Origin of the sequence: Shewanella vesiculosa, assembly GCF_009994065.1 — a bacterium.
Classification (GTDB): domain Bacteria; phylum Pseudomonadota; class Gammaproteobacteria; order Enterobacterales; family Shewanellaceae; genus Shewanella; species Shewanella vesiculosa.
This window is the reverse complement of record NZ_JAACSD010000005.1, coordinates 217,925-230,919: the sequence shown is the minus strand read 5'-3', so window position 1 is coordinate 230,919 and position 12,995 is coordinate 217,925. Positions and strand designations below refer to the sequence as shown.

General features: G+C 35.5%; 13 protein-coding genes. All 13 read right to left on the bottom strand.

Annotated elements, in window-relative coordinates; genetic code table 11:
* Window positions 1-127 precede the first annotated feature (127 nt).
* The 13 genes from GW828_RS05740 to GW828_RS05680 all read right to left on the bottom strand — a co-directional run bounded on the left by GW828_RS05740 (window position 128) and on the right by GW828_RS05680 (window position 12,989).
* Window positions 128-1,294 (bottom strand): nucleotide sugar dehydrogenase, encoded by a 1,167-nt coding sequence (locus GW828_RS05740; protein WP_273057742.1) that lies wholly within the window; start codon window positions 1,292-1,294, stop codon window positions 128-130.
* Between the two features lie 31 nt (window positions 1,295-1,325).
* Window positions 1,326-2,744: a phosphomannomutase gene (locus GW828_RS05735; protein ID WP_273057741.1), complete on the bottom strand. Its 1,419-nt coding sequence runs from the start codon at window positions 2,742-2,744 to the stop codon at window positions 1,326-1,328.
* 13 nt (window positions 2,745-2,757) lie between these two features.
* Window positions 2,758-3,516, bottom strand: a complete 759-nt coding sequence (locus tag GW828_RS05730; protein WP_273057740.1) for a glycosyltransferase family 2 protein — start codon at window positions 3,514-3,516, stop codon at window positions 2,758-2,760.
* A gap of 12 nt (window positions 3,517-3,528) precedes the next feature.
* Window positions 3,529-4,938: a mannose-1-phosphate guanylyltransferase/mannose-6-phosphate isomerase gene (locus GW828_RS05725; protein ID WP_273057739.1), complete on the bottom strand. Its 1,410-nt coding sequence runs from the start codon at window positions 4,936-4,938 to the stop codon at window positions 3,529-3,531.
* Between the two features lie 2 nt (window positions 4,939-4,940).
* On the bottom strand, window positions 4,941-5,423 hold the full coding sequence (locus GW828_RS05720; RefSeq protein ID WP_273057738.1) for a GDP-mannose mannosyl hydrolase: 483 nt from the start codon (window positions 5,421-5,423) through the stop codon (window positions 4,941-4,943).
* Between the two features lie 8 nt (window positions 5,424-5,431).
* Window positions 5,432-6,391, bottom strand: coding sequence for a GDP-L-fucose synthase (fcl, locus tag GW828_RS05715; RefSeq protein WP_273057737.1), 960 nt, complete (start codon window positions 6,389-6,391; stop codon window positions 5,432-5,434).
* 82 nt (window positions 6,392-6,473) lie between these two features.
* Window positions 6,474-7,598: a GDP-mannose 4,6-dehydratase gene (gene gmd / locus GW828_RS05710; protein WP_273057736.1), complete on the bottom strand. Its 1,125-nt coding sequence runs from the start codon at window positions 7,596-7,598 to the stop codon at window positions 6,474-6,476.
* Window positions 7,595-8,698, bottom strand: a complete 1,104-nt coding sequence (locus GW828_RS05705; RefSeq protein WP_273057735.1) for a glycosyltransferase — start codon at window positions 8,696-8,698, stop codon at window positions 7,595-7,597. Before GW828_RS05705 ends, gmd begins: the two co-directional genes overlap by 4 nt.
* A complete protein-coding gene (locus tag GW828_RS05700; RefSeq protein ID WP_273057734.1) occupies window positions 8,685-9,245 on the bottom strand; it encodes an acyltransferase in 561 nt (186 codons plus the stop codon). Before GW828_RS05700 ends, GW828_RS05705 begins: the two co-directional genes overlap by 14 nt.
* Before the next feature lie 79 nt (window positions 9,246-9,324).
* Window positions 9,325-10,242: a hypothetical protein gene (locus tag GW828_RS05695; protein ID WP_273057733.1), complete on the bottom strand. Its 918-nt coding sequence runs from the start codon at window positions 10,240-10,242 to the stop codon at window positions 9,325-9,327.
* 13 nt (window positions 10,243-10,255) lie between these two features.
* The gene (locus GW828_RS05690; protein ID WP_273057732.1) at window positions 10,256-10,639 is read right to left on the bottom strand and encodes an acyltransferase; all 384 of its coding nucleotides are present in this window, start codon (window positions 10,637-10,639) and stop codon (window positions 10,256-10,258) included.
* 158 nt (window positions 10,640-10,797) lie between these two features.
* A complete protein-coding gene (gene wzy, locus GW828_RS05685; RefSeq protein WP_273057731.1) occupies window positions 10,798-12,021 on the bottom strand; it encodes an oligosaccharide repeat unit polymerase in 1,224 nt (407 codons plus the stop codon).
* Between the two features lie 14 nt (window positions 12,022-12,035).
* Complete coding sequence (locus tag GW828_RS05680) at window positions 12,036-12,989, bottom strand: glycosyltransferase family A protein (RefSeq protein WP_273057730.1); 954 nt, start codon at window positions 12,987-12,989, stop codon at window positions 12,036-12,038.
* Between the last annotated feature and the right edge of the window lie 6 nt (window positions 12,990-12,995).

The window sequence follows — 12,995 nt, the reverse complement described above, 5'->3', positions numbered from 1 at the left end:
TTGAGCGAGGAATAAGGGTGAGAACAAGACAAAAAAGTGTCTCAGAACCGACTCACCCATTATGTATCCAATTGAATAATAGGATGATAGTACTTTAGCCTAATAGTACCGACTATTAGAAAAAGACTTAATCTGAACCAAACAAATCACGCGTATAAACCTTATCAGCAACATCACTAATTTCATCAACCATTCGGTTCGAAACAATCACATCAGAAAGCGCTTTAAACTCATTTAAATCTTTAATCACTTTTGAGTGAAAAAACTCATCGTCATCAAGTACAGGCTCATACACAACGACTTCAACACCCTTGGCCTTAATTCGCTTCATAATCCCTTGAATACTAGATGCTCTAAAGTTATCTGAGCCAGCTTTCATAATTAAACGATATATACCAACACGCTGTGGATTGCGCTTTAGAATTGACTCAGCAATAAAATCTTTGCGAGTTGAGTTAGCATCCACAATCGCACCAATAATACTATTCGGCACGTCAGCATAGTTTGCACGTAGTTGCTTCGTATCTTTAGGCAAACAATAACCGCCATAACCGAACGAAGGATTATTATAATGATTACCAATGCGAGGGTCTAAACACACACCTTCAATAATTTGCTTTGCATCAAGCCCATGAGACTCAGCATAAGTATCAAGCTCATTAAAATAGGCAACACGCATTGCAAGATAAGTATTTGAGAACAGTTTAACCGCTTCAGCCTCAGTAGAGTCTGTAAACAGTACTTCGACATCTTTTTTAACCGCGCCTTGCAATAATAAGTCTGCAAAGATTTTTGCTCGCTTACTGCGTTCACCAACAATAATTCGTGACGGATACAAATTGTCGTGCAGTGCTTTACCCTCGCGTAAAAACTCTGGTGAAAAAAGAATATTTTTAGTATTAAACCTCTCTCGAACGCTTTTAGTATAACCCACCGGGACAGTAGATTTAATAATCATTACCGCATTTGGATTTATTGACAACACATCAGATATCACCGACTCAACAGACTTGGTATTAAAGTAATTAGTCTGAGGGTCATAATCAGTCGGTGTAGCAATAATCACAAAATCAGCATTATCGTAGGCTAGATTTTTGTCCAAGGACGCAGTGAAATTTAACGTTTTGTTAGATAAAAATTCAGAAATTTCAGTATCAACAATGGGGGATTGGTTTTTATTTAATAACTCAACTTTTTCGGCAACAACGTCAACAGCAACCACCTCATTGTATTGTGCAAGAAGCATTGCGTTTGATAAACCAACATAACCGGTACCGGCGATTGCAATTTTCATTTTAAATCCATATAAATCAAAATCCTGGTAGTTAAAGTTCTACTACACAAGCTAAAACATTATTAACAAGGTTTGTGGCACTTTCAACAGAATGTGACTCTGCATAACAACGTAACTCAGGCGCATTACCTGAAGGACGTAAGTGAACGACATCACCATTATTGAGCGTAATACGAAGTCCATCTGTAGTGTCAATTGAAGCAACATCAAACTGACCGAGTGATAGCTTAGTTAAAAACTCTTTAGGTGCCTCAATTCCCAACTCTATAAGCGCTATACTTCGCTGTTTCTCAAAGTTTTGGACACGATCACTTGCAGTAAAAATTTTTGGTATCTTTGCTATCAAGGAAGAAATTGGGCAATCACGAGCCATGGCTAAAACTGAAAGCGCTGGCAGCAATGCATCTCGTGTAGGTAAGGCACTTAACCGCACCCCTCCAACATCAATATTCGAGCCCAGTAAAAAACCACCATTAGCCTCAAAACCTGCAAAACTGTTGTATTGAGCTTTCAGATCTGCAAATGCCTCAATTACATAGGGAGAACCAATTTTAGTTCGTAAAACTTGTTTAAAAGAATTACAAGCTTCGACCGCAGAATTACAACTAACAGGAATAGCAAGTGCCTCAATCTCTAAAAACAGAGCCGCGAGTAAACATAAAATATCACCGCGAAGGTAATTACCTGTCTCGTCAGATAGCAGAGGCCTATCACCATCGCCATCAGTTGAAAAGAGCGCATCTAGTCTATAGTCTTTTTGCCAGCGTTTTGCCATTTCAATATCTTGAACACTAACCGCTTCAGTATCTATTGGCACAAATTGATCACTACGGCCAAGACTCACAACATCAGCACCTAGCTGTTTAAATAACGTAGCATAGAGATCGCGACCTGCACTAGAATGTTCATAAATGCCGATCCGTTTTCCTGCCAACAACGTGGGACTGAATAAATCAAGATATCGGGCTAAATATTTATCGCAAGCACGTTTTGAGCTAGCAGGCAGATCTGAAACAATCAACTCAGGAATAGTCCCATCAACAGCCAATATAGCAAGCTCGTCGGCCTTTGTGATCTCACCATCTGGTCGGTAAAACTTAAGGCCATTTCTATCAAATGGAATATGACTACCAGTAACCATAATTGCAGGAACGTTATCCAACATTGAGGTAAAAGCCAGTGCTGGCGTTGGAATAACACCATAATAATCAACCTCTATACCTAACGATTGTGCCGCCGCAATACAAGATGCAGCAATCTCAGGGCTACTTGGGCGGTTATCAATTGCCAAGGCGAGTCGATTAAAATTAAAGTTTAGCTGCATCACTTGGATAAATGCAAAGGTAAATGCAGCACAAACCTCAGGTTTAAAGTCAACGACTAGGCCACGCGCACCACTTGTGCCAAAGGCAATATTACTATCGCGAATTAATTTTTGGGAATCTATCATAATTAATATCTGTTCAATTTGATTGTTTTTTAAATATGAATTGAGGGATTTTAGAAACGTTTTTCCAAAACAATGCCGGCACTACTGACAATCCACTATTTTTAAGTGCTCGACTATCTTCACAAGATTTTAGCCAAATATTTTTCAAGCTCCGGTTACTAGCACCGCCAATTCTCATTTTAATTAAGACATCTTCGCAATAGGACATTGATACATTTCCAACCCATAGATATCTGAGCAAAGAATCATAATCACCAGCAATTTTATAACTCAAATCAAACACACCTAACTTTTCATATATCTCACGCTTCATATAAAAAGTGGGATGAGGGGGCATCCAGCCTCGCTTTAACTTATTTTTTGAATATTCACCACTCTTCCACAATCGAATAATCTTGGATGGGTCGCTAGCTGAAACGTATTGTAAATCACCATAAACAGCGTCAGTCTTGTTTTTAACAAACGCATTGACTATTTGTTGTACCGACTCTTTGGTGGCGAAAACATCGTCGGAGTGTAAAAAACCTATAACATCTCCTGTGGCTGCCAAAATGCCTTTATTAAGGGCGTCATATATACCGCGATCAGGTTCAGAAATTACTGTTGTAACTCTTGAACACTCACGTTTTACGAGCTCTAATGTTTCATCAGATGATGCCCCATCAACAATTATATATTCAATGTCATGGTAGGTCTGCTGCTCTAATGACCGAAGTGTATCTTGGATCGTTCGAGCGCTATTATATGTCGCGGTGATGACGCTTACTTTCATGATTGATCCTAATTAATTGCGGCCATATCTGTCTTCAAAGCGCACAATATCATCTTCGCCTAAGTAAGAGCCTGATTGCACTTCAATTAGCTCTAATGGCACTTTACCTGGGTTTTCCAGTGCATGTACTACGCCTACAGGAATATAAGTGGATTGGTTTTCTGTCAGTAAGATTTCCTTATCACCATTGGTCACTTTTGCTGTACCGGTTACAACAATCCAATGCTCAGCTCGATGATGATGCATTTGAATAGATAATTTCTCGCCCGGTTTAACCGTAATACGCTTAACTTGGAAACGGTCGCCATTATCAATGGAATCATATTTACCCCAAGGGCGATAAACTTCGCGATGATGTTGCCATTCATTACGAACTTCTGCTTTTAGCTGTTCAACGATTTTTTTAACTTGCTGAACTTCTGACTGTTTCGCGACCAAAATCGCATCTTTGGTTTCGACAACGATAACGTTATCTAAACCTATAGTGGTAACTAATTTTTCAGAAGCATGGACGTAGGTGTTGCGTGTATCAACATTTATTACATCTCCACGACAAGCATTACCATGCTCATCTTTATCAGACACGTCCCAAAGCGCAGACCAACTGCCTACATCACTCCAGCCACAATCCATTGGCACCACAACCGCTTGAGTGGTTTTTTCCATTACTGCGTAATCTACCGAATCATCAGGACACGCTTCAAAAGCGGCTTTATTCACACGAATGAAGTCTAAGTCGACTTGCGTGGCTGCCATTGCTAACTCACATGCGCTAAACATATCAGGGCGATAAGCTTTAAGTTCAGCCAAATATGTGCTGGCTTTAAATAAAAACATACCACTGTTCCAGTAGTATTCACCTGACGCAAGATAATCTTGCGCTGTTGCTAAGTTTGGCTTTTCAATAAACTGCGCGACAGTAAAGCCAGTTACGGTACCTTGAACATCACCACGCTTTATGTAGCCATAACCAGTTTCGGGCGCAGTTGGTACAATGCCAAATGTCACTAACTTATCAGCCTGTGCAAAAGGAACTGCTTGTTCGACAGATGCACAAAATGCCGCTTCATCTTTAATCACATGGTCAGCAGCTAACACCAATAAAAGCGGGTCATTGCCACTTTTTAAAGCTTGCATAGCGGCCAATGCAATAGCAGGTGCAGTATTGCGACCTATCGGCTCTAAAATAATACCACTTGTTTTAATCGCGTTGGCACGAAATTGTTCAGCCACCGAAAAACGATGCTCTTCATTACAAATAACTAAAGCCGGTATATGCTCAATCCCTTTTAAACGCTGCGCAGTGGTTTGCAACATTGAGTCATCACCAAGCAGAGTAAGAAACTGCTTTGGAAACTGTTGACGTGATAATGGCCATAAACGTGATCCGGAACCGCCAGCCATAATTACAGGTAAAATCATTGTTAATCCTTTTTAAATAATTCGATTTTTTGAGCATTAAAATACCACTTGGTATGAGTATGCACCTCATCTGCAGACAATAAGTGGGGGATATCAAACCACTGATAGCCGCCATGCTGTAAGTGCAAGGGTAAACTATTCAACTCACATTCAAGTTTCAAAATAAAAGCGATAGCTACATAATGAGTCGTAATGTCATCACCAAAAACACAGTCATTATAAAAGTGGTCAAACGGACCTAATAAACAGGCTTGATCAATAGTAAATACTTGACCGAGTTCAACACAGGTTAGTCGCTTAAAAGCATCCGCTAACGCTTCATTCTTTAAAATACGACCTCCAGGAACAAACCAATAATCTTTAGCTGGGCGATTTAAACGCTTCCCTAATAGGGCCTGACCTTTTGCATTAATGACCACTAAATCAATCGAGACGAGCGGTGTACTCTCAATAACAGTAGAAAACGTAGTCTCATCTAAAAACATTAATAAACCTACTTTCTAAAATTATCTTGGTTATCTAAGAACCAGTCGTAAGTGGTTGCGAGGCCTTGTTCTAAGCCAATTTTTGCACTCCAGCCAAGCGCGCTTAAGCGTGAAACATTCATTAACTTACGAGGTGCACCATCAGGCTTACTCGGATCAAATTCAATATCACCTTTAAATCCAACTACTTTTGCGACAGTTTCGACTAACTCACGAATAGTACAATCAACACCAGTACCAACGTTAATATGACTCAGCATAAGCTGTGTGTTAGCGTTATAAGTATCTTGGTCCAAGTTCATCACATAAATAGATGCTGCGGCCATGTCGTCAACATGTAAAAATTCTCGCATGGGCTTGCCAGAACCCCAAGCCACTACCTTTGAATCACCATTGAGTTTAGCCTCATGGAAACGGCGTAATAATGCAGGAATAACATGAGAGTTTTCTGGGTGAAAATTATCATTTTCGCCATACAGGTTAGTGGGCATCACCGAACGATAATTGCGCCCAAATTGGCGGTTATAAGACTCGCACATTTTAATGCCGGCTATCTTAGCAATTGCATAAGGCTCGTTGGTTGGCTCTAATGTGTCGGTAAGCAAGGCGTTTTCGGCCATAGGTTGCAGAGCAAGCTTTGGATAAATACACGAAGAGCCTAAAAACAACAAGTCCTGTACTCCAGCTATATGGGCGCCATGTATGATATTGTTTTGTATAGTTAGGTTTTCATAAATAAAATCAGCAGGGTAAGTATTGTTCGCAACAATACCACCCACTTTAGCTGCAGCTAAATAAACTTGATCAACTTTTTGATCGGTAAAAAACCTAAACACTGCTTGCTGATCAAGTAAATTCAATTGAGCACGGCTTTGAGTAACGATAGTCACATCAGACTGCTGACTAATTTGGCGAACAATGGCCGAACCAACCATTCCATTATGACCCGCTACAAAAATTCTTTTCATCATCAATCCTGTATTAAAAATAAAGGTCGCACGTATTCCCGTAAATAACAGGCGCACAACCTTGATATTAAATAAGTGATATTTATTCTACAGATAAACTAATATTGTACCCGTGTTTTTTTAGAATAGCGTGTTGTTTAGCCTTACCTAAATCATTTTGAACCATCTCAGAGCACATTTCTTCTACTGTGATTTCAGGCTCCCAACCAAGTTTTGCTTTCGCTTTTGAAGGGTCACCTAACAAGGTTTCAACTTCTGCAGGTCGGAAGTAACGAGGATCAACCTTAACAATCACATCACCAACTTTTACTGCATGAGCATTGTCACCTTCAATCGCGACAACTGTTGCGACTTCATCAACTCCTTTACCGTTGAATTCTAAAGTAATACCCAACTCAGCTGCCGACATACGAACAAACTCACGTACTGAAATTTGTTTACCTGTAGCGATAACAAAGTCATCAGCAACATCTTGTTGAAGCATCATCCACTGCATACGCACATAATCTTTGGCGTGGCCCCAATCACGTAAGGCATCCATGTTACCGAGGTACAGGCACTTTTCTAACCCTTGTGAAATATTAGCTAATGCACGGGTAATCTTACGAGTCACAAAAGTTTCACCACGACGAGGTGATTCATGGTTAAACAAAATACCATTGCAGGCGTACATGCCGTAGGACTCTCGGTAGTTAACTACAATCCAATAAGCATACATTTTAGCTACAGCATATGGAGAGCGAGGATGGAAAGGTGTGGTTTCTTTTTGTGGGATTTCTTGCACTTCACCATACAGTTCAGAAGTAGAAGCTTGATAAAACTTAGTCTTCTTTTCCATACCCAAAAAACGAATCGCCTCTAACAAACGTAACGTTCCTATAGCATCAACATCTGCTGTGTATTCTGGTGCTTCAAACGAAACCGCTACATGACTTTGTGCGCCTAAGTTGTATACTTCATCGGGTTGAACCTCTTTTAAAATACGAGTTAGATTAGAAGTATCGGTTAGATCACCATAATGAAGGAAAAATTTAGGATTTGTTTCGTGGCGATCCTGGTAAATATGATCGACACGCTCAGTATTAAAAGAAGAAGCTCGACGTTTAATACCATGAACTTCATAACCTTTATCTAATAATAACTCGGCAAGATATGATCCATCTTGACCTGTTACACCTGTAATTAAGGCTACTTTTGTATTATTCATTCTCTGTTCCTAATAAAATTGTAAAATCTAATAGCCATATCTTTAGTATTGAAAGTATTAGTGACTGTACCGAATGCATTCAAAGAATAATTTTTTAATAAACTTCTATCCTCGAAGATATCAATCAAACGTTCAGTTAAAGATAAATAAGAGTCGTGTTCAAAATGAACACCATTAAATCCATTTTTGAAACAACCTATTTCTGGCATGTGTAATGCTCTATTATCATGAACTATTGCTGGAAGTCCTAATGCATAGGCATGAATTATACTAAGACCTACCGAACCTGGATAAACAAAGACATGACAGTCAGAAAGAATTTCTGTAATTTTACTCTCTTCCCATTGTTCTCCAAAACATTGTATATCGATCCTATTAGCATCAGGAAATTCCACAAGCAATTTTTCATGATTTACGTCCCCAACAATATTCAGTTTATATTTATTGGATATTTCAATGGGCAATGCTAGGAGAGCCTGAATTAAAAGATGAAATTGAGATTTATTAGTTACACGACCAATAAATGCCAAATTTAAAACATCCGAGTCATATTTAGAAAGGCTATGCGAATATGAAGCTCGAATTGCATCAACGTCAAGCCCATTATTGAGTCCACACATAGGGGAACTAATAAAATGAGATAAATCTTTCATTTCCTCTTCGGTATAGAGGATAACTCGAAAAAAACCCATCAACTTAAATCTTACATAGCAACCAAATTTGGTACTAGTCGAAGATCTTCCATGTCCCCACCATATTACATCGACTCCTTTTAACTTAAAATAAAAAGCCAAAAACAAACTACTCAAAAAGCGAGGATTACCATTGAAAACAAAAACATCTCCTCTACTGAGTCCCATAGAAAGTATTTTCAAAACAAAAGATTGCCAAAAAAAAACACCAAAAAAAGAGACGTATTCAGCTTTCACGTAATTAATACTCTTGTCAAGAACATCCATTGACTTTACACCCAAATCATCTACAGGAGAACAGAATATAGAAATATGAAAAACTTCATTTATCTTAACCAAGCTTTCAATAAAACCTTTTCGATATCGTCCCAAAGCTGGCTGCACAATTAAAAGTTTATGTTTTTTCAACTTTATTCCTTATCATTTCTCTATGCTTTAGAATTTCGTCCAAACTAAATCTTTCCTTAATTATTTTTGCAGGATTCCCTGCAACAATAGAATATGGAGGAACATCATTTATAACTAATGAATTAGCTGCTACAATTGAACCTTCACCAATTCTTACACCACCGAGAATTGTAGAACCATATCCAATCCATACATCGTCCTCAATCACTATCATTTCAGAACGAGATCTGCCGCCGTCGTAAATAGTCTGACAGGGTTTATTGTATATATGCTCTCCCCTATTAATTAACCCGCATCTTGGTGCGATTAAAACATAATTACCAATATTAACATCACTCAATATAACAGTACCACTATTAATTCCAACATGATCACCGAAAGTAACAATATTGTTAGGTGAAAATATTTCAACATTCCACTGAACATGAACGTCTACACCGTATTTAACGAAACGATATCTTAAATTGAAATTAATAAAATTTCGTATAAAATTTAGGAATGCCTTAAAATTAACTTTTAACTCACTTAGTTTACTCAAAGAAAACATTTAACAATTTCCTATTAGAATTTCAAAAAGGAATAAGATAAATTGAAAACACAAATTTAATAAGCCATCCTATTAAAATTTAATTTATTACTTGACGCCATTTAGAAGCAAGGGAATCATCAGAACAAGTTTCATTTATTTCATAAATTACTTCATCGGGGTTTACATAAACTAAATCTGAATCAACGGAATTTGCAAAAGAAAATTCATTAATACTAAAGTCTGCAAAATAACCATCAGAGAGCAATATATTACAGCCAAATGTAGCTGCATGATAAAACATACCACTTACTATCATTGTATTATCAATATGAGACAAAACCAAATACTTAGTTCGAAGTAAAATACTTTCAAGTTCGTTGTCAGAAAGTTCAGAATCAATCCAATTAACATTTAAAGACCTGTTCTGTATAATACTTCTTATTAAGATTGAATATTCATTATCATCACATTTACCTGAGATAACTAAATATCTGTCAATTGGCCATGTCATTAATAATTTATCAAGCCCCTTGTAGCTCATAACTTTTCCAACCCATGAAAATTCAATATCCCTGATGGTTTCTATATTTTTTTGGTTGTTATACAAAGGGTGATTTATAAACTTGGAGTCAATATGAGCAAGCGGTCTATGAGTAACAATATCGTCAGACAATTTTGTAAGTATGAATGATATTAAACGAAAGTATAACCTTGAGAAAAAGGATCTAGAATTATGCGGAGCAATATTATGCTTAACATAAATTATTTTATCACAAATAAAAAAACAAAAAAGTACAGCACTCAAACACTTCAAAGTCGAGATTAAAGGAAACCTTGCAATTGAAGGAGCATCCTCAAGCCAGTTAAAGACTACAACTTTGTTTGAAGAAAACAAATATGATAAAATATTATTTAAAGGTAGAACATGATACCCGCATTTTTCCCATACACGAACAGAATTTAAAATATATTTATTTCGACCAGCATTTTCAGGAAAATAAAATAATTTTGTCATAACACAACTCTCATCAGAGAAACCAAGGGAAATAAAATAATTGATAATCTATAGCGTTAACCCTAGACTTAATAAATTTTGCTGGTACACCAGCTATAACCGAATTTTCAGGAAACGACTTAGTAACTACACTACCACAACCTACTACAATATTATCATTCAAAACTACACCTGGTGTAATTTGCGCACCTGAACCGATCCAGCAATTGCTTTTAATTATTACTTTTAAAGAATAAAGTGAATGATTATTGTCGTAATCATGTGACATTGTCCAAATTGTCACGCCTCTAGCAATATCTACATTATCATATATTTCAAGGCCACCACGACCATCTAATAAAACATTGGAGTTAACAACTACACGATTACCAATAACAATGTTTCCTGGTTCTTTCAATTGGACACCAATTAGAAAATTTGAGTTACAACCGATTTTTTTTAAATAAAATCTAACAATGAACATTCTAATTGCACTGAAAGGTATATTTGTAAAAAAATGATTCCAAAAATACAGCTTCAAAGATTGAAAAACAAATTTTACATATCTAATGACCTTTAAGATATTATACATTTATAACCTCTTAATAAATTTAAGGATTTCAAAAATATTAGTAGCAAAACAAAATACACCAAAGCCAATATATGGGAAAGATATGCAGAAATCCAACCATGAAACAAAAATATAACAGTAAAAGTCCAATTTAATTCGTTTAACGGACCATTACTTTGAATTGATTTTGATAAAAAAATCGAAAGAAATATAAAAAGCACACTAAAAAGTAATGTTGCTAAAAAGAATGTTATATCAACGAATAATAATCCAGCCAAACCTGTATGCGCATTCCAAGTAACATTTTCTTTAGATATAAAACTTGCGAACAAAGTATTAACAGAAAAACCATTATAATAAAAAATGTATTTATTAAATAAACCGACAATGTTAGTGTCAAACAATAATAAATCAAATTTAGAAAAAAAAGATGAAACCGAAAATGAGTTATCTAACAAGTAGCTTACGTTAGCAACATGTTGAAAGCGTTCCAATGAAACCAAGAGGTAATCAATATATAATTCCACTCCACCATTATATATATAATCAAAGTATCCAACAGCAATTAACTTTGGTTCAAAACCGGAAATCAAGACAAAAGAAATAACAAAAACCTTAAAAGCTCTTAAAAATGGATATAGTAATATCCCAAGGGTAATAGAAAAAAAGTTAAACCGAATAAAGGTTTTACCATAGTACAGATAAAGCTTAACATTGACCAATACATATAGCACAATTAAAACAAATGTTTTTGCCAACAAAATATTTATCAAAAAAGTCAAAAACAACACTAGTAAATAAGTAAAGTTGAAATTATTTATCCTATAAAATAAATAAATTGGTAGCAACTCCAAAACCGGAAAAGCAAACAACATAAACTTAATAATTGATGGGGTGTTTGGTTTCTCCCCATGCACCACAGTAACATAGCCCTTAAGAATACAAAATAAATAAAATAATGAAAAAAACAAAAAAATAAGATCTATAGATTTTTCTGCATCATACTTTAAATTATTTATCTTTATTTTTTCAAAAATAAAAAAACTAGTACCAATTAACGTCCATGAAAACAATATGAGAAATAATGCAACCGACAAAGATTCATAGTTAGCAGGAACATCAAATTCAAAAAAGTCACCGCCTAAATATCCTTTTTTCGAAAAATAATAACAGTAGAATACATTTGAAATGATGTATATTGATAATAAATATAACCTAGTACCTTTCAATTACACCTCGAAAGTTAAAATTTCAATTTAACAAAAAGCTTTTTCACTATATTGAAAAATATAAATTTAAAAAAGAAAAAAACACCAACAAAACGAATTGAACCTAAAACACTATTACATACCTCATTACGAGATAATTCATCTTTGTTTTTATCAAAGTAAAACTGAGCACTTACTAAATGATGATAAGTAGTCTCGAAATATTTAGATTTACATTCCAAACCAGACCAAATACCGGTCGGCAACACTCTATAAACAGATGACACTTTGCGGTCCGTTATCACTTGCTTATCAGAAAAACAATTAGAGTTACTCAGTATTTTTTGCAACAATGAATCAAAAGATATTGTTTTATTATAATATCTGTTTACGATTATTTGCTTAGGTTTTAAGTGCATAGTTGTCAACAACATTAAAAAAGTTTTATTTTGAAGTTCGTTATTATCATAAACCTTAAAACTAGCACCTAACATACTCAACTTTGATAAATAAAGATAATCATTATTAATATCAATTGCTTGAGCATCCATAATATGCATATAAATATTTTCATTCTCTTTTAACTTATCATACTGATAAGTTAACTTATTTTTAATAACCCAGAAATCATCGCACTCACAATAACTAATATACCTTCCGTTAGCATTAGATATTAGTTCAAAAATCATACTACATAAAGCCCCTTTAGAATACTGATTTGAATTTTGAAATACAGGCTTTACTATTCTAGGATACTTTGACGCATATAAATTAATTATTTCTCTAGAACCATCTGTAGAACAATCATCATTAACTATTACTTCAAATGGATAAGGGAAGTCTTGGGACAAAATACTATTCAAACACTCTACAATCGTATTTTCGTGATTATAACTCAAGCAGATCACAGTAACTTTTATTTCATCTCTATCTTTCCAGTTAAGTAATATATCACTTTCATCTTTATCTAAAATCTTGCCATAATCCATAAAAAC